Origin of the sequence: Pseudomonas sp. S5F11 (genome assembly GCF_019641515.1) — a bacterium.
Classification (GTDB): Bacteria; Pseudomonadota; Gammaproteobacteria; order Pseudomonadales; family Pseudomonadaceae; genus Aquipseudomonas; species Aquipseudomonas rhodesiae.
The window spans coordinates 2675102-2692801 of sequence record NZ_JAIFJZ010000001.1; the positions used below are offsets into that span (position 1 = coordinate 2675102).

Genomic DNA, 17700 nt, shown 5'->3' on the forward strand with positions numbered 1-17700 from the left:
TCATGACCATGACCACACCTACTCCAGTGTCAGCAGTCGATCAAAGCCTGCTGTACCCGTCCCCGTACAAAGAATTCTGGCAAGCCTTTTCCAAGAACAAAGGCGCGGTTGCCGGCCTGCTGTTTATGTTGCTGATCGTGTTCTGCGCGATCTTCGCCCCGTGGGTCGCGCCCCATAACCCCAGCGAGCAATACCGCGACTTCCTGCTCACCCCGCCGGCGTGGCTGGAGGGTGGGCAGATGCAGTTTCTGTTGGGCACCGACGAACTGGGCCGTGACCTGCTCTCGCGTCTGATCCAGGGTTCGCGCCTGTCGCTGCTGATCGGTTTGTCGTCGGTGGTGATGTCGCTGATCCCGGGCATCCTGCTGGGTCTGTTCGCCGGGTTCTTCCCGCGTCTGCTGGGCCCGACCATCATGCGTCTGATGGACATCATGCTGGCCCTGCCGTCGCTGCTGCTGGCCGTGGCCATCGTTGCCATCCTCGGCCCTGGCCTGATCAACACCGTGATCGCTATCGCCATCGTGTCGCTGCCGTCCTACGTGCGTCTGACCCGTGCTGCGGTGATGGGCGAGTTGAACCGTGACTACGTGACTGCCGCGCGCCTGGCCGGTGCCGGTCTGCCGCGCCTGATGTTCATCACTGTGCTGCCCAACTGCATGGCGCCGCTGATCGTGCAGGCCACCTTGAGTTTCTCCTCGGCGATCCTCGATGCCGCGGCGCTGGGCTTCCTCGGCCTTGGCGTACAACCGCCGACCCCGGAGTGGGGCACCATGCTGGCTTCGGCCCGTGACTACATCGAACGCGCCTGGTGGGTGGTGAGCCTGCCTGGTTTGACCATTTTGCTCAGCGTGCTGGCAATCAACTTGATGGGTGACGGCCTGCGCGATGCGCTGGACCCGAAACTCAAGAACGCCGCCTGAGGAGATTCCCATGTCACTGTTAGAAATCAAGAATCTCAACGTACGCTTCGGCGACGCAACCGCCGTGCCGGTGGTCGACGGCCTCGACCTGTCCGTGGACAAGGGCGAAGTACTGGCCATCGTGGGCGAGTCGGGTTCGGGGAAATCCGTGACCATGATGGCGCTGATGGGCCTGATCGAGCATCCCGGCATCGTCACCGCCGATGCGCTGACCTTCGACGGCAAGGACATGCTCAAGCTGAGCAGCCGTCAACGTCGCCAGATCGTCGGCAAAGACCTGGCGATGGTGTTCCAGGACCCGATGACCGCGCTGAACCCCAGCTACACCGTGGGTTTCCAGATTGAAGAAGTGCTGCGCCTGCACCTGAAAATGTCCGGCAAACAGGCACGCAAACGCGCGATCGAATTGTTGGAAAAAGTTGAGATCCCAGGCGCCGCCAGCCGTATGGACGCCTATCCGCACCAACTGTCCGGCGGTATGAGCCAGCGCGTAGCCATCGCCATGGCAATTGCCGGCGAGCCGAAACTGCTGATCGCCGACGAACCGACCACCGCGTTGGACGTGACCATCCAGGCGCAGATCATGGACCTGCTGCTGGCCCTGCAAAAAGAGCAGAACATGGGCCTGGTGCTGATCACCCACGACCTCGCCGTGGTGGCCGAAACCGCCCAGCGCGTATGCGTGATGTATGCCGGCCAAGCCGTGGAAGTTGGCCAGGTGCCGCAACTGTTTGATATTCCCGCGCACCCTTATAGCGAAGCGCTGCTCAAGGCGATCCCCGAGCACAGCCTGGGCGCCACCCGCCTGGCCACGTTGCCTGGCATCGTGCCCGGCCGCTACGACCGCCCGCAGGGTTGCCTGCTGTCGCCGCGCTGCCCGTATGTGCAGGAATCCTGCCGTGCCCAGCGCCCGGGCCTCGATCCCAAAACCAACAGCCTCGCGCGCTGCTTCTACCCCTTGAACCAGGAGGTGGCGTAATGGCCGTCGTTCTTACCGCCCGCGACCTGACCCGTCACTACGAAGTGTCCCGTGGCCTGTTCAAGGGCCACGCCACCGTGCGGGCCCTCAATGGTGTGTCGTTCGAGCTGGAAGCCGGCAAGACCCTCGCCGTGGTCGGCGAGTCGGGTTGCGGCAAGTCCACCCTCGCCCGCGCACTCACGCTGATTGAAGAACCGTCTTCGGGCTCGCTGAAAATCGCCGGCCAGGAAGTCGCCGGTGCCGACAAGGCCCAGCGCAAGCAATTGCGCAAAGACGTGCAGATGGTGTTCCAAAGCCCTTATGCCTCGTTGAACCCACGGCAGAAAGTCGGCGACCAATTGGGCGAACCGCTGCTGATCAACACCAACCTGTCCGCCGCCGAACGCCGCGAGAAAGTGCAGGCAATGATGAAGCAAGTGGGCCTGCGCCCCGAGCATTATCAGCGCTACCCGCACATGTTCTCCGGCGGCCAGCGCCAGCGGATTGCACTGGCTCGGGCGATGATGCTGCAACCCAAAGTGCTGGTGGCGGATGAACCGACCTCGGCGCTCGACGTGTCGATCCAGGCCCAGGTGCTCAATCTGTTCATGGATCTGCAGCAGGAATTCAACACGGCCTACGTGTTCATTTCCCACAACCTGGCGGTGGTGCAACACGTTGCCGACGATGTGATGGTGATGTACCTCGGTCGCCCGGTGGAAGTCGGCCCGAAGGAAGACATTTACGCGCGCCCGCTGCACCCCTACACCCAGGCGCTGCTGTCGGCCACGCCGACCATTCATCCGGATCCGAACAAACCGAAGATCAAAATCGTCGGCGAGTTGCCCAACCCCTTGAACCCGCCGCCGGGTTGCGCGTTCCACAAGCGCTGCCCGTACGCCACCGAGCGTTGCAGCACCGAGGAGCCGCAATTGCGAGCGTTGGATAACCGTCAGGTGGCTTGCCACTACGCGGAACAATTCGTCGCCTGAGCGCGCCGGACCGATCAGTAGCAGAGTTTCACAGCCCTTCCCATCAGGTTGCGCATCAGCCTGGCGGGAGGGGCTTTCTTTTTGCGGCTATTGGTCGCCATCGTCATAGGTTTCGCTGTCTTCCCCTTCGTTGTAGGGGTTTTCTGCGTCCTCTTTGGGAGCCGGTTGGGCCTGGGGTTGCCAGCTGCCGGAATTGACCTCTTTCTGCTTTTTCTTGGTGACCGGGCCGGTGTCTTTCCACTGAGGCGTGCCTGCGTCAGCCAGTGCCGGGAGGGTCGTCAGCCACAGGCAGGCCAGCAACAGCAGGGATATGGCGCGTTGAGCCTTTCGCACGGTGGTCTCCTTTGCAGTCGGTGGTTAAACGCTAGACCGGATGCCGGGTTCTCGCCAATCTAACGCCTGGTGGAAAAAAATGTGGGAGGGGGCTTGCCCCCGATGGCTGTGTGTCAGCTAGCACATTCAGGGCTGACACACTGCTATCGGGGGCAAGCCCTCTCCCACATCTGGGCCAAGATGTGCTGGCAAATTCGCCACAACTTGGCCCGCTAACCGCCAATTTCCGCCTATCCAAGTTCCGGGGCAGACACAACGCGGTAAAAAAAGTGGGAGGGGGCTTGCCCCCGATGGCAGTGCGTCAGCCAGTACATTCAGGGCTGACACACTGCTATCGGGGGCAAGCCCCCTCCCACATCTGGGCCAAGATGTGCTGGCAAATTCGCCACAATTTGGCCCGCCAACAGCCAATTTCCGCCTATCCAAGTTCCAGTTAGACACAACGCGGTAAAAAAAGTGGGAGGGGGCTTGCCCCCGATAGCTGTGTGTCAGCCAGTACATTCAGGGCTGACACACTGCTATCGGGGGCAAGCCCCCTCCCACATCTGGGCCAAGATGTGCTGGCAAATTCGCCACAATTTGGCCCGCTAACCGCCAATTTCCGCCTATCCAAGTTCCGGTTAGACACAACGCGGTAAAAAAAGTGGGAGGGGTCTTGCCCCCGATAGCTGTGTGTCAGCCAGTACATTCAGGGCTGACACACTGCTATCGGGGGCAAGCCCCCTCCCACATGTTGTTTAGTGGTGCTCGCGGGTCGCGCGGAATTTCACGTCCGGCCAGCGCTCTTCCATCAGCGCCAGGTTGACGCGGGTCGGGGCCAGGTAGGTCAGGTGCCCGCCGCCGTCGAGCGCGAGGTTTTCCACGGCTTTGTTGGAGAACTCTTCCAGCTTTTTCTTATCGGCGCATTCGATCCAGCGTGCGGAGTACACGGTGATCGGCTCGTAGGAGCATTCGACCTTGTATTCCTCTTTCAAGCGGCTGGCGACCACATCGAACTGCAGCACACCCACGGCGCCGAGGATGATGTCGTTGCTGCGCTCGGGGAAGAACACCTGGGTGGCGCCCTCTTCCGCCAGTTGCTGCAAGCCTTGGCGCAATTGCTTGGATTTGAGCGGATCGCGCAGGCGCACGCGGCGGAACAGTTCCGGGGCGAAGTGCGGGATACCGGTAAAGCCCAGCGCTTCACCTTCGGTGAAGGTGTCGCCGATCTGGATGGTGCCGTGGTTATGCAAACCGATGATGTCGCCGGCGTAGGCTTCTTCGAGCTGTTCACGCTCGGAGGAGAAGAACGTCAGGGCGTCGCCGATGCGCACGTCCTTGCCGGTGCGCACGTGGCGCATCTTCATGCCTTTTTCGTATTTGCCGGAGCAGATGCGCATGAACGCGATACGGTCGCGGTGCTTGGGGTCCATGTTTGCCTGGATCTTGAACACGAAGCCGGTGAATTTCTCTTCCACCGGTTCCACGGTACGTTCGTTGGCCACCCGTGGCAGCGGGCGCGGGGCCCAGTCCACCACGGCGTCGAGCACATGGTCGACGCCGAAGTTGCCCAGGGCGGTCCCGAAGAACACTGGGGTCAGCTGGCCGTCGAGGAATTCCTGTTGGTTGAATTCATGGCAGGCGCCCTGCACCAGCTCCAACTGATCGACGAAGCGGTCGTACTCGTCACCCAGGTGGGCGCGGGCTTCGTCGGAGTCGAGTTTTTCGATGATCTTGGTTTCGGTGCGTTCATGCCCGTGGCCGGCGGTGTAGACGATGATGTAATCGTCGGCCAGGTGGTACACGCCTTTGAAGTCGCGGTAGCAACCAATCGGCCAGGTGATCGGCGCGGCCTTGATCTTCAATACGGCTTCGATTTCGTCGAGCAGCTCGATCGGGTCGCGGATATCGCGGTCGAGTTTGTTGATAAAGCTGACGATGGGCGTATCGCGCAGACGGCACACGTCCATCAGCGCGATGGTGCGCGGCTCGACGCCCTTACCGCCGTCCAACACCATCAACGCCGAGTCCACCGCGGTCAGGGTGCGGTAAGTGTCTTCGGAGAAGTCTTCGTGGCCCGGGGTGTCGAGCAGGTTGACCATGTGATCGCGATACGGGAACTGCATGACCGACGTGGTAATGGAGATACCCCGTTGTTTTTCCATTTCCATCCAGTCGGAGGTGGCATGGCGGTCGGATTTGCGGGATTTCACCGTGCCGGCCACTGCGATTGCCTTGCCCATCAGCAAGAGCTTCTCGGTGATGGTGGTTTTACCGGCATCGGGGTGGGAAATAATGGCGAAAGTGCGGCGTTTCGCGACTTCGGCGGCCTGGTGGGTCATGGGAAATCGCCTGGCAGGTGAGTCAAAAAAGGGCGGCGAGTATAGCGCAAACCCAAGGTGACGGACCACCGTTCACCCGATCAGGGGTGGCTAAATGGTGCCAAGTGTGGAACCTTTTAAAAGGTAGAGACGTCCACTCCCCTGCTATCGCACTCGTAACAGGGGCTGAAAAATCAGCAAGTTAGCCTGACGAGGCTGCGCTTATGGCTCGAACTCATGCCGCTTTTGACGGCATTGGCGAGCTGCATTTCGCGTTCACTTTTCGCTGACAGCCAGCCATGGCATGCCACGCAGGAATGTGTTCGTCGACAGAAGAAAAAAGGAGTCCGCCTGTGGCTATTCGCTATGGCAAAGGGCTGATAGGAGGCGCGGTTGTCGTCGCGCTCCTGGCCCTGCTGATCCACTGGATCGGCATCAACACGATCGAGTTGTACCGCGACGATTTGTTGTTTTACCTGCAAGCTCACTTAGTTCTCGTTCTAGTCTCCATGCTGGCGGCCCTCGTTGTGGGCATCCCCGCCGGTATCCTGCTCAGTCGACCGCACATGGTCGGGCGCGCAGAACGCTTCATGCAGATCTTCAACATCGGTAATACCGTCCCTCCCCTGGCCGTACTGGCCATCGCCCTCGGCGTCCTCGGCATCGGTAGCGGCCCGGCCATCTTCGCGCTGTTCCTCGCCTCCCTCCTCCCTATCGTGCGCAACACCTACGAAGGCCTGAAAAACGTTCAAGGCTCGCTCAAAGAAGCCGCCACCGGCATCGGCATGACCCCGCGCCAGGTGCTGTTTCGCGTGGAGTTGCCCAATGCCGTGCCGATCATCATCGGCGGCGTGCGCGTGGCGCTGGCGATCAATGTGGGCACCGCGCCCCTGGCGTTTCTGATCGGCGCCAACAGCCTGGGCAGTCTGATCTTCCCCGGCATCGCCCTGAACAATCAGCCGCAACTGTTGCTCGGCGCCGCATGCACGGCACTGCTGGCCTTGTTGCTGGACGGTCTGGTGACCATGGCCAGCCGCCTCTGGCTGGAACGCGGCTTGCGTCCGTCTTAAGGCTTGGCAAAGGAATTCACATGAAAAAGCTGACACTGATATTGAGCTGCGTCCTGCTGTGCGCAGGGTTTGCACAAGCCGCAGAAAAACCGGTAATCCGCATCGGCGCCCGGGTGTTCACCGAACAGACCCTGCTCGCCGAGATCACCTCCCAATACTTGCGCACCAAGGGCTATGCCCCTCAAGTGACCGGCGGCCTTGGCAGCAACCTGGCGCGCAGTGCCCAGGAAAGCGGGCAACTGGACCTGTTATGGGAATACACCGGTGTGTCGCTGGTGGCCTACAACCACATCGACGAGAAACTCGACAGCGAACAGTCCTACGCTCGGGTCAAAGAACTCGACGCGAAAAAGGGCCTGATCTGGCTGGCGCCGTCGCGCTTCAGCAACACCTATGCCCTGGCGTTGCCACAGAAGGTCGCGCAGGAACATCCCGGGATCAACAGCATCAGCGACCTCACCAAGGCGATGGCGGAAAACACCCGGGAACATCGCCTGGTCGCGCTGGACACCGAGTTCGCCAATCGATCCGACGGTCTTGCCGGCATGGTCAAGCTGTATGAGATGAACCTGACCCGCGCAAACACCCGGCAAATGGACGCTGGCCTGGTCTACACCGCGCTGCGCAATAGCCAAGTGTTCGCCGGCCTGGTCTACACCACCGACGGTCGCTTGAACGCCTTCAAATTAAAACTGCTGGCGGACGACAAGCATTACTTCCCGGACTACACCGCCGCGCCGGTAGTGCGCCAGGCCTACCTGGACGCGCACCCGCAACTGGCCGCCGACCTCAAGCCGCTGGCCGCGCTGTTCGACGACGAAACCATGCGCCAACTCAACGCGCGCGTCGACGTCGACCACGAAAGCCCGTCCGTCGTGGCCGCTGATTTTCTGCGCCAGCATCCGATCAACTAACGAGGAGAAGACATGGAATTCCTGAACGCCTTTTCCCATCTTGATTGGGCCCAAGTCCTGCACCTGACCTGGCAGCACATCACCCTGGTCGGTATCGCGGTGATCCTGGCGATCTTTATCGGTGTTCCCCTGGGCATCCTGATGACGCGCTTCCCGACGCTGGCCGGCCCGCTCCAAGCCAGCGCCACCGTGTTGCTGACGGTGCCTTCCATCGCCCTGTTCGGCCTGCTGTTGCCGTTCTACTCCAAGTTCGGCCAGGGCCTGGGGCCGATGCCGGCCATTACCGCCGTGTTCCTTTACTCCCTGCTGCCGATCATGCGTAACACCTACCTGGCCCTCACCGGCGTGGAGCCGGGCATTCGCGAAGCCGCCAAAGGCATCGGTATGACCTTCGGCCAGCGCTTGCGCATGGTCGAGTTGCCCATCGCGGTGCCAGTGATCCTCGCTGGCGTGCGCACTGCCGTGGTGATGAACATCGGTGTGATGACCATCGCCGCCACCATCGGCGCCGGTGGCTTGGGTGTACTGATTCTGGCCTCCATCAGCCGCAGCGATATGTCGATGCTGATCGTCGGTGCCGTGCTGGTCAGCCTGCTGGCCATCTTCGCCGACCTGCTTCTGCAATGGCTGCAACGCTCGCTGACTCCAAAAGGATTGCTCAAATGATCGAACTTCAAAACCTGTCCAAGACGTTCCAAAGCAACGGCAAAACCGTCACCGCCGTCAACGATGTCAGCCTGACCGTCAATGAAGGCGAGATCTGTGTATTCCTCGGGCCATCGGGCTGCGGCAAAAGCACCACGCTGAAGATGATCAACCGCCTGATCAAACCCACCTCGGGCAAGATCCTGATCAACGGCGAAGACACCACCGACCTCGACGAAGTGACCCTGCGCCGTAACATCGGCTATGTGATCCAGCAGATCGGCCTGTTTCCCAATATGACCATCGAAGAGAACATCGTGGTCGTGCCGAAACTGCTCGGCTGGGACAAACAGAAATGCCACGACCGCGCCCGCGAGTTGATGAGCATGATCAAGCTGGAGCCCAAGCAGTACCTACATCGCTATCCGCGTGAATTGTCCGGTGGCCAACAACAGCGGATTGGCGTGATCCGCGCCTTGGCGGCGGATGCGCCGTTGCTGCTGATGGACGAGCCGTTCGGCGCGGTCGATCCGATCAACCGGGAGATGATCCAGAACGAGTTTTTCGAGATGCAGCGGGCGCTGAACAAGACGGTGATTATGGTCAGCCACGACATCGACGAAGCCATCAAGCTGGGCGACAAGATCGCGATTTTCCGCGCCGGCAAGCTGTTGCAGATCGACCACCCGGACACGTTGCTGGCACACCCGGCAGACGAATTCGTCAGCAACTTTGTGGGCCAGGACAGCACCCTCAAGCGCCTGCTGCTGGTCAAGGCCGAAGACGCGGCGGACAACGCCCCGTCGGTGAGCCCGGAAACCCCGGTGGCCGATGCGCTGGAACTGATGGACGAGCACGACCGTCGCTACGTGGTGGTGACCTGCGCCGAGAACAAGGCGCTGGGCTATGTGCGCCGTCGCGACCTGCACCGTCAGACCGGCACTTGCGGCCAGTACCTGCGTGAGTTCAATGCCACGGCGGCGTATGACGAGCACTTGCGCATCCTGTTGTCGCGCATGTACGAGTTCAATCGCTCGTGGTTGCCAGTGATGGATGCCGAGCGGGTGTTCCTGGGGGAAGTAACGCAAGAGTCGATTGCCGAGTACCTGAGCTCCGGTAAGTCCCGTGGGGGCAAGACCAGCATCGTCTCCCCTGCCGAGACCGCCCTGGCCTGATCTTGTGCGGGAGGGGGCTTGCTCCCTCCCATATTGGGTCCGTGATCTGTCAGGGAAATACCTTCAATTACCCCCATGCGGGGAACATCATTCCGTCACACCGGTCGGTTACATAAGTAGCTGCACAACGCAGCGCGACGAACGCGTGCAGAAACGCGACATTTTTAGTTGATCTATGGCCCCTCACGCCCTAAAGTTCGCGCCGAACGTCCATGCTGGAAACGATCCATCCGGCTCAAGTACTGACGACGAGACAGCAAGGCCAAGGGCAGCTTATCCCATGGCCTTTTTGCTTTCGGCGACATGCCTTGGGAAGTAGGCGAACCAAAGTGGGGATACGGAGGACGTTCAGTTGTACCCATTGATCAATACAGTTTGCCCTTAGGAGTTCCCAGCATGTCGATCAACGTCGAAGATTATTTCGCGCGCGCCACTTTTGACAAAATGAAGGCGTTCGCCGACAAGCAAGAAACCCCGTTCGTGGTGATCGACACCGCGATGATCAGCCAGGCCTACGATGACCTGCGCGCCGGTTTCGAATTCGCCAAGGTTTATTACGCGGTCAAGGCCAACCCCGCCGTCGAGATCATCGACCTGTTGAAAGACAAAGGTTCGAGCTTCGACATCGCCTCGATCTACGAGCTGGACAAGGTCATGGACCGTGGCGTCAGCGCCGACCGCATCAGCTACGGCAACACCATCAAGAAATCCAAGGACATCCGCTACTTCTACGAGAAGGGCGTGCGTCTGTTCTCCACCGACTCCGAAGCCGACCTGCGCAATATCGCCAAGGCCGCGCCGGGCTCGAAAGTGTATGTGCGCATTCTCACCGAAGGCTCCACCACAGCCGACTGGCCGCTGTCGCGTAAATTCGGCTGCCAGACCGACATGGCCATGGACCTGCTGATCCTGGCCCGTGACCTGGGCCTGGTGCCGTACGGCATCTCGTTCCACGTCGGCTCGCAACAGCGCGATATCAGCGTGTGGGACGCGGCTATCGCCAAGGTCAAAGTGATCTTCGAGCGTTTGAAAGAAGAAGACGGCATCCACCTCAAGCTGATCAACATGGGCGGCGGCTTCCCGGCCAACTACATCACCCGCACCAACAGCCTGGAAACCTATGCCGAGGAAATTATCCGCTTCCTCAAGGAAGATTTCGGCGACGATCTGCCGGAAATCATCCTGGAGCCCGGCCGTTCGTTGATCGCCAACGCCGGCATTCTGGTCAGCGAAGTGGTGCTGGTGGCGCGTAAATCCCGCACCGCCGTCGAGCGTTGGGTGTACACGGATGTGGGCAAGTTCTCCGGCCTGATCGAAACCATGGACGAGTCCATCAAGTTTCCGATATGGACGGAGAAGAAAGGTGAGATGGAAGAAGTGGTCATCGCTGGACCGACCTGCGACAGCGCCGACATCATGTACGAAAACTACAAGTACGGCCTGCCGCTGAACCTGGCGATCGGTGATCGTTTGTACTGGTTGTCCACCGGTGCGTACACCACCAGCTACAGCGCCGTTGAGTTCAATGGGTTTCCGCCACTGAAGTCCTACTACGTCTAAACCGTGCTTCCTATAGGAGCGAGCGGCTCGCTCCTATAGGTTTTCCAACTGTCGGGCTCGTTGTTGATAAGCCTGCGCCATCGCCCGGATCCTCGGGTCATCCGTAGCCGCCAGCGCCGTGTGGGCCACCCGCAGAAACTTCAGATTCCCGCCCGCCAGCGCTTTGCGCAGCCATGCCAACGCCGCTTCGATCTGGCCATTACCCGCCAGCACCGCCGCATGACTGAATTGCCCGCGAAAATCCCCGCCCTCGGCTGAACGGCGATACCACTGCTGCGCGGCTTCCAGATCCCGTGGGCAGAATTGTCCTTCCTCCAGATACCGCCCGAGCAAGTTCATCGACTTGGCATGACCCCGCTCGGCCGCTTGGCGATAGCACGCCAATGCCTGGGCTTGATCCTGTGCAACACCACGCCCGGTGGCCAGCAGGTTGGCGTAGTTGTACAACCCCCAGTCCAACCCCGCCTCGGCCGCCAGGCGATATTCCCGCGCGGCCGCCGCTTCGTCGACGGCGCAGCCCCAGCCGTGTTCCAGGCAACGCCCGAGCATATTGCGCGCCATCAACTGCCCGCCTTGTGCCGCAATGCGAAACCACCGCAGCGCCAGCGCTTGATCGCGTTCGATACCGCGCCCGTCCAGCAGAATCTGCCCTAGCAACGCCTGGGCATCCACCACCCCTTCCTTCGCCGCGACCAGGATCGCCTGGGCGGCGCGCACCGGGGAGTCGTCAAGCATGCTCTGCAATTGCTCGACCGTGAGCACCTCTTGGCGACGCAACAAAAAGCTCATATCAAACCTCAACCCAGCGACGTAGCAGGTTGTGATAAGTGCCGGTGAGCTGGATCAACGCCGGGTGATCGGGCACATCCCGGGTCAACTGCTGGATCGCGCCGTCCATCTCGAACAGCAATGTGCGCTGGCTGTCTTCGCGCACCAGGCTCTGGGTCCAGAAGAATGAGGCGTAACGCGCGCCCCGGGTCACCGGGTTGACTTTGTGCAGGCTGGACCCGGGGTACAGCACCATATCGCCGGCCGGCAACTTGACCCGCTGCACACCGAAAGTGTCCTGGATCTCCAGTTCGCCGCCGTCGTAGTCCTCGGGGTCGCTGAAAAACAATGTGGACGACAAATCGGTGCGCACCCGCTCAGGGCTGCCCTTGGGTTGGCGCACGGCGTTATCGATATGAAAGTCGAAACTGCCGCCGGCGGTGTAGCAGTTAAGCAGCGGCGGAAACACTTTGTGCGGTAACGCCGCCGACATGAACAGCGGGTTTTGCCACAGGCGTTCGAGCATCGCCGTGCCGATTTCCTTGGCCAAGGGGTGGCCTTCGGGCAATTGCAGGTTGTGTTTGGCTTTGGCCGATTGGTGCCCGGCGGTAATTTTACCGTCGGCCCAATCGGCGTTTTCCAAGGCCTGGCGGATGCGCTGCACCTCCTCGCGGGAGAACAGGCCGGGAATGTGCAGCAGCATGGGGCAGTACCTGGGTGCGGAGGGACGCCAATGGTATTGATTCTTATCCACGCTGTAAAACCCAAGGACGGATGAGATCGTAAAAACCGTAAGCAAAAAGTGTAAAGAATGTAAATTCAGTGCAATTAGCAATGTATCGCAATTGATAGAAAGTCGTGTTCACCCTATATTCCGCCGCCTCACATCCTTGGGGAAAGGACACGTCATGTCGCGCACTTCAACAAAAACCTCTGCCGGTTCACCACGCATGCTGGCCTCGGCCATAGGCGTCGCTCTGAGCGCCAGCTCTGCCGCCCACTTGGCGCAAGCGGCTGAAGACACCGAACAAAAAGGCGAGCGCAATAGCATCTCTCTGGGCGCCACCAGCATTACCGGCCAGGAACAGGACGACACCTCTTACCAAGTGGAAAAAGCTGCCTCGCAGAAATACACCGCACCGCTGGTGGACACACCGCGCTCGGTCACTGTGGTGCCGCAACAAGTACTCAAGGACACCGCCGCTACCTCGTTGCAGGATGCGCTGCGCACCGTACCGGGTATCACCTTCGGTGCCGGTGAAGGCGGTAACCCTCAGGGTGACCGTCCGTTTATCCGCGGTTTCGATGCCCAAGGCGACACCTACCTGGACGGCGTGCGCGACACCGGCGGCCAGAGCCGTGAGATTTTCGACATCGAATCCATCGAAGTCAGCAAAGGCCCGAACTCCTCCTTCGGCGGACGCGGCTCGGCCGGTGGCAGCCTCAACCTGGTGAGCAAGACCCCACAGGCACGGGACTTCACCAACGGCGGCTTCACCTACGGTTCCGACCAGACCCGCCGCTACGTGCTCGACGTGAACCGCCAATTCCTCGACGACAGCGCCGCATTCCGCCTGAACTTGATGAGCCACGAGCAGAACGTGGCCGGGCGCGATGCCGTGAACTACGACCGCTGGGGCGTTGCGCCTTCGCTGACCTTCGGCCTGGGCACCCCCACCCGCGTCAACCTCAGCTACTACCATCTGGAAAGCGACGACCTGCCAGACTCGGGGATTCCCTACGGCTACGGTTCGGCCACCGCCACCGCCCACGTCCACGACAAACCCAACGACGGCGGCGACAGCGATAACTTCTACGGCCTCAAAGGCCGCGATTTCCGCAAGACCCGCGCCGACATCAGTACGTTCTCCATCGAGCACGATCTGAACGACAACATGACCCTGAAAAACACCCTGCGCCACGGCAGCACTGGCCAGGACTACGTACTGACCCAGCCGGACGACAGCAAACTCAACGTAAACAAATTCGGCACCGTGTGGCGCCGTGCCAACTCGCGGGTGTCCACCACCACCACGACCACCAACCAGACCGACCTGTTCGGCAGTTTCCAGGCCCTGGGCTTCAAGAACACCTATTCCACCGGCCTGGAATTCACCGGCGAAGAAACCCGCGTCAGCAGCTACACCGTGAGCCCGAACGCCAACCCGATCTGCACCGTGGCCAAAGGCGGCCTGGGCGGCCAATGCACGTCGCTGAGCAACCCGAACCCGGACGATGCCTGGACCGGTTCCGTCGCCCGCAACTACAACGGCACCAACACCAAAGCCACTAGCCGCGCCGCGTACGTGTTCGACACCATCGAACTGGACCCGAAATGGCTGCTTAACGTCGGCCTGCGCTACGACACTTTCGACACCGAAGCCAACACCAATGCGGTGCCTAGTGCGACGGTCAAGGCACGCAGCAAAATCAAGGACGACAGCCAGTTCTTCAACTGGCAGGCCGGCCTGGTCTGGAAGCCTCTGGAAAACGGCAGTATCTATGCCTCCTACGCCACCTCAGCCACCCCGCCAGGCGGCCTGGTCGGCGAAGGTTCGGACGGCAACCCACTGTCCGCCGGCGCCGCCACCAGCGATCTGCAACCGGAAGAAACCGTCAACTATGAGCTGGGCACCAAGTGGGACCTGTTCCACGACCGCCTCTCGCTGACCGCCGCCGTGTTCCGCACCGAGAAGAAAAACACGCGCATTCTGGTGGATGCCCTCACCTACCAGAACGCCGGCGAGTCTCGGGTCGATGGTCTGGAATTGTCCGCCAGCGGCAAAATCACAGAGCAATGGCAAGTGTTCGCCGGCTACAGCTACCTGGACAGCGAACTGGTCAAGGCTGGCCGTAACGGTCGCAACGGGGTGATCAGCGCCGGTTCCAACGAAGGCAACCAGATGCCCAACACGCCGAAGAACACCTTCAGTCTGTGGACCACCTATGCCCTTACACCCAAGTTCACCATTGGCGGCGGCGCGTTCTATGTCGACCAGGTTTACGGCGACGTGGGCAACACCGTGTATGTGCCGTCCTACACCCGCTACGACGCCATGGCCAGCTACAAGCTGACCAAGAACGTCGACCTGCAACTGAACGTGCAGAACTTGACGGACAAGGTCTACTACGACAAAGCCTTCTCGACCCACTTCGCCAATCAGGCGGCGGGTCGCACGGCGCTGCTGACCACCAGCTTCCATTTCTAAACGCTGGCCCATAAGCCCCACGCATCGAATGCGTGGGGCTTTTGCGTGTTAAACAACAAAGTTTCTCGACAACCCACGGCATAATGCGCGCCGTGGCATTTATATCCCGATGAGCGAGGCGGTCCGACGTGTTGAAGAAAACCCTGTTTCAGTTGCACTGGTTTTTCGGCATTACTGCCGGGCTGGTGCTGGCCTTGATGGGGATCACCGGTGCGGCGGTGTCGTTCCAAGATGAAATACTGCGGGCCCTCAACCCCAGCGTCCTGCATGTGGAAAAACGCGAAGCCGGGGTGCTGCCACCGGCCGAACTGGTGCGCAAGCTCGAAGTCGCCGAAGGCAAAACCGTGGCGATGCTGTGGGTGGAACGTGACAGCGGCAATGCCGCACGCGTGGCCTTTACCCCGCCACCGGGTGAGCGACGTGGCCAGATGCGCTACTTCGATCCGTACACCGGCGAGTACCTGGGCGACGCCGTGGGCCAGGATGTGTTCGGTTTTGTCCTGCAACTGCACCGCTTCCTCGCCATCGGCGAAACCGGCCGGCAGATCACCGGCGCCTGCACCCTGATCCTGGTGTTTTTCTGCCTCTCCGGCCTGTACCTGCGCTGGCCGCGCCAAGTGGCGAGTTGGCGCGCCTGGCTGACCCTGGACTGGCGCAAAAAGGGCCGCAGTTTCAACTGGGACCTGCATTCGGTGTTCGGCACCTGGTGCCTGCTGTTTTACCTGCTGGCGGCACTCACCGGGTTGTCCTGGTCCTACGATTGGTACAGCCGAGGGCTGACCCAACTGCTGTCCGATGCCCCGCAGAACGAACGGGTACGCACGCGCGGCCCAGCGCCGACAGGCCCTGCACCGGTGGCCAACTACGACGCGATCTGGAGCAGCCTCTACAGCAACGCCGGCCCGGACCTGAGCGCCTACAACATCCGCATGCCAGGCGCTGCCGGACAACCGGCCACCGTGTATTACCTGCTGAGCGACTCGCCCCATGACCGCGCGCTCAACCAGATCAACCTGGACCCGGCCTCCGGCGAGGTCAAATCCCACGATCGCTACGCCGACAAGAGCCTCAAGGCTCAGTTACTGACCAGCATTTATGCCCTGCACACCGGCAGCTACTTTGGCTTGATCGGGCGGATCGTGTTGACCGTCAGTTCGCTGTTGATGCCGTTGTTCTTTATCACCGGCTGGTTGCTGTACCTGGATCGCCGTCGCAAAAAACGCCAAGTGCGCGACGCCCGCCAGCGCCTCAGCGCCAACCTCAGCGACGCACCGGCGTGGCTGATCGGCTTTGCCAGCCAGAGCGGTTTCGCCGAGCAACTGGCCTGGCAGACCGCCGGGCAATTGCAGGCCGCCGGCCTGCCAGTGAAGGTGCAGGCGCTGGGCAGCGTCAATGCGCAGGACCTGCGCCAAGCGCACAACGCGCTGTTCGTGGTCAGCACCTTCGGCGACGGCGAAGCCCCCGACAGCGCCCGTGGTTTCGAGCGCGGCGTGCTTGGCCAGGCTCTGTCGCTCAACGATTTGAACTACGCGGTGTTGGCCCTAGGGGATCGTCAGTACCCGCACTTTTGCGGCTTCGCCCGACGCCTGCATTTCTGGCTGACCAACCAGGGCGGCACGGCGCTGTTCGCGCCGGTGGAAGTGGACAGCGGCGATACCCAAGCCCTACTGCACTGGCAGCAACAATTGGGCGAACTGACCGGCCACGCCCCCGCCGCCGCCTGGCCCAGCGCCCAGTACGAGCACTGGACACTGAGCCAGCGCACCCTGCTCAACCCCGGCAGCGCAGGCGAAGGCGTGTACCTGCTGGGCCTCACGTCGACGTCGCCGCAGCACTGGGACGCTGGCGACCTGGTGGAAATCCTGCCGCGTAATCCCGCGTCGGCAGTCGAGCACTTTCTGGCGGGCCTGGGCCTGCAAGGCAGCGACGGCGTACTCATCGAAGGGCTGGCACAGACGCTCGATCAGGCCCTGACCACTCGCCAATTGCCGGACAACCGCGCGCATCTGGTCGGCCTGCACGCCCAAGCGCTGGTGGATGCTCTGGTGCCGCTGAGCATGCGCGAATACTCCATCGCCTCGATTGCCAGCGACGGCGTGCTGCAACTGATCGTGCGCCAGGAACGCCGCGCCGACGGCCGCCTGGGCCTGGGCTCGGGTTGGCTCACCGAACACGCGGCTCTCGGCGGCGCGATCAGCCTGCGTCTGCGGCGCAACAGCGGCTTCCACCTGCCGGACGCGCCGGTGCCGCTGATCCTGCTGGGCAACGGCACCGGCCTGGCCGGCTTGCGCAGCTTGCTGAAAGCGCGCATTGCCGAAGGCCAGCAACGTAACTGGTTGCTGTTCGGCGAACGCAATATCGCCCACGACTACCTGTGCCAGGACGAGCTGCAAGGCTGGCTCGCCAGCGGCGATCTAGCGCTGTTGGACCTGGCGTTCTCCCGCGATCAGGCGGAGAAGATCTACGTGCAGGATCGCCTGCGCGAATCGGCCGACGTGCTACGTAGATGGCTGGCCGATGGCGCGGCGATCTATGTGTGCGGGAGCTTACAGGGCATGGCTGCCGGGGTGGACCAGGCGCTGCTGGATATCCTCGGCCGCGAGGCGGTGGAGCGCTTGATCGAACAAGGCCGCTATCGCCGCGACGTGTACTGAGGTCACTCACTGTGGCAGGGGGCTTGCCCCCGATAGCGGTGGATCAGTCGCCTGATAAATAACTGTCACACCGTCATCGGGGGCAAGCCCCCTCCCACATTGGGATTGCATTGCAAGTCAGTGTTCTATGCCGGTGGCGCTTTTTCGAACACTACTTCAGGCCCAAAAGTTGTATCCAGCGGATTAGGCCCAAAGCTGCCGC

General features: G+C 61.4%; 14 protein-coding genes. 10 read left to right on the forward strand and 4 right to left on the reverse strand.

The window, feature by feature from the left end; translation table 11 throughout:
• The first annotated feature begins 8 nt into the window (after window positions 1–8).
• The 3 genes from K1567_RS12095 to K1567_RS12105 are packed head-to-tail and all read left to right on the forward strand — an operon-like array spanning window position 9 to window position 2870.
• Window positions 9–920: an ABC transporter permease subunit gene (locus K1567_RS12095; protein WP_010213191.1), complete on the forward strand. Its 912-nt coding sequence runs from the start codon at window positions 9–11 to the stop codon at window positions 918–920.
• Between the two features lie 10 nt (window positions 921–930).
• Window positions 931–1899: an ABC transporter ATP-binding protein gene (locus K1567_RS12100; protein ID WP_034095860.1), complete on the forward strand. Its 969-nt coding sequence runs from the start codon at window positions 931–933 to the stop codon at window positions 1897–1899.
• Window positions 1899–2870 (forward strand): peptide ABC transporter ATP-binding protein, encoded by a 972-nt coding sequence (locus K1567_RS12105; RefSeq protein WP_034095859.1) that lies wholly within the window; start codon window positions 1899–1901, stop codon window positions 2868–2870. Before K1567_RS12100 ends, K1567_RS12105 begins: the two co-directional genes overlap by 1 nt.
• A gap of 87 nt (window positions 2871–2957) precedes the next feature.
• On the opposite strand, the gene K1567_RS12110 is transcribed toward K1567_RS12105, so the two are convergent.
• The gene (locus K1567_RS12110; protein WP_034095858.1) at window positions 2958–3203 is read right to left on the reverse strand and encodes a hypothetical protein; all 246 of its coding nucleotides are present in this window, start codon (window positions 3201–3203) and stop codon (window positions 2958–2960) included.
• A gap of 737 nt (window positions 3204–3940) precedes the next feature.
• Entirely contained in the window at window positions 3941–5524 is a 1584-nt protein-coding gene (locus K1567_RS12115) for a peptide chain release factor 3 (protein WP_034111736.1), read from the reverse strand.
• Between the two features lie 296 nt (window positions 5525–5820).
• On the opposite strand from K1567_RS12115, the gene K1567_RS12120 reads away from it, so the two are divergent.
• The 5 genes from K1567_RS12120 to K1567_RS12140 all read left to right on the forward strand — a co-directional run bounded on the left by K1567_RS12120 (window position 5821) and on the right by K1567_RS12140 (window position 10867).
• Entirely contained in the window at window positions 5821–6573 is a 753-nt protein-coding gene (locus K1567_RS12120) for an ABC transporter permease (protein ID WP_232925194.1), read from the forward strand.
• Between the two features lie 20 nt (window positions 6574–6593).
• A complete protein-coding gene (locus K1567_RS12125; RefSeq protein WP_034111735.1) occupies window positions 6594–7487 on the forward strand; it encodes a glycine betaine ABC transporter substrate-binding protein in 894 nt (297 codons plus the stop codon).
• 12 nt (window positions 7488–7499) lie between these two features.
• Window positions 7500–8153, forward strand: coding sequence for an ABC transporter permease (locus K1567_RS12130; protein ID WP_005784720.1), 654 nt, complete (start codon window positions 7500–7502; stop codon window positions 8151–8153).
• Complete coding sequence (locus K1567_RS12135) at window positions 8150–9307, forward strand: betaine/proline/choline family ABC transporter ATP-binding protein (RefSeq protein ID WP_003171711.1); 1158 nt, start codon at window positions 8150–8152, stop codon at window positions 9305–9307. Before K1567_RS12130 ends, K1567_RS12135 begins: the two co-directional genes overlap by 4 nt.
• 396 nt (window positions 9308–9703) lie before the next feature.
• A complete protein-coding gene (locus tag K1567_RS12140; protein ID WP_034095854.1) occupies window positions 9704–10867 on the forward strand; it encodes a type III PLP-dependent enzyme in 1164 nt (387 codons plus the stop codon).
• Window positions 10868–10900: 33 nt separating this feature from the next.
• On the opposite strand, the gene K1567_RS12145 is transcribed toward K1567_RS12140, so the two are convergent.
• The gene (locus tag K1567_RS12145; protein WP_220698525.1) at window positions 10901–11656 is read right to left on the reverse strand and encodes a tetratricopeptide repeat protein; all 756 of its coding nucleotides are present in this window, start codon (window positions 11654–11656) and stop codon (window positions 10901–10903) included.
• Between the two features lies 1 nt (window position 11657).
• Complete coding sequence (locus tag K1567_RS12150) at window positions 11658–12338, reverse strand: Fe2+-dependent dioxygenase (RefSeq protein ID WP_034095852.1); 681 nt, start codon at window positions 12336–12338, stop codon at window positions 11658–11660.
• Between the two features lie 205 nt (window positions 12339–12543).
• On the opposite strand from K1567_RS12150, the gene K1567_RS12155 reads away from it, so the two are divergent.
• Both K1567_RS12155 and K1567_RS12160 read left to right on the forward strand, forming a co-directional pair.
• Entirely contained in the window at window positions 12544–14844 is a 2301-nt protein-coding gene (locus K1567_RS12155; protein ID WP_034111733.1) for a TonB-dependent siderophore receptor, read from the forward strand.
• A 128-nt stretch (window positions 14845–14972) separates the two neighbouring features.
• Window positions 14973–17498, forward strand: coding sequence for a sulfite reductase flavoprotein subunit alpha (locus K1567_RS12160; protein ID WP_220698526.1), 2526 nt, complete (start codon window positions 14973–14975; stop codon window positions 17496–17498).
• Window positions 17499–17700: the final 202 nt, after the last annotated feature.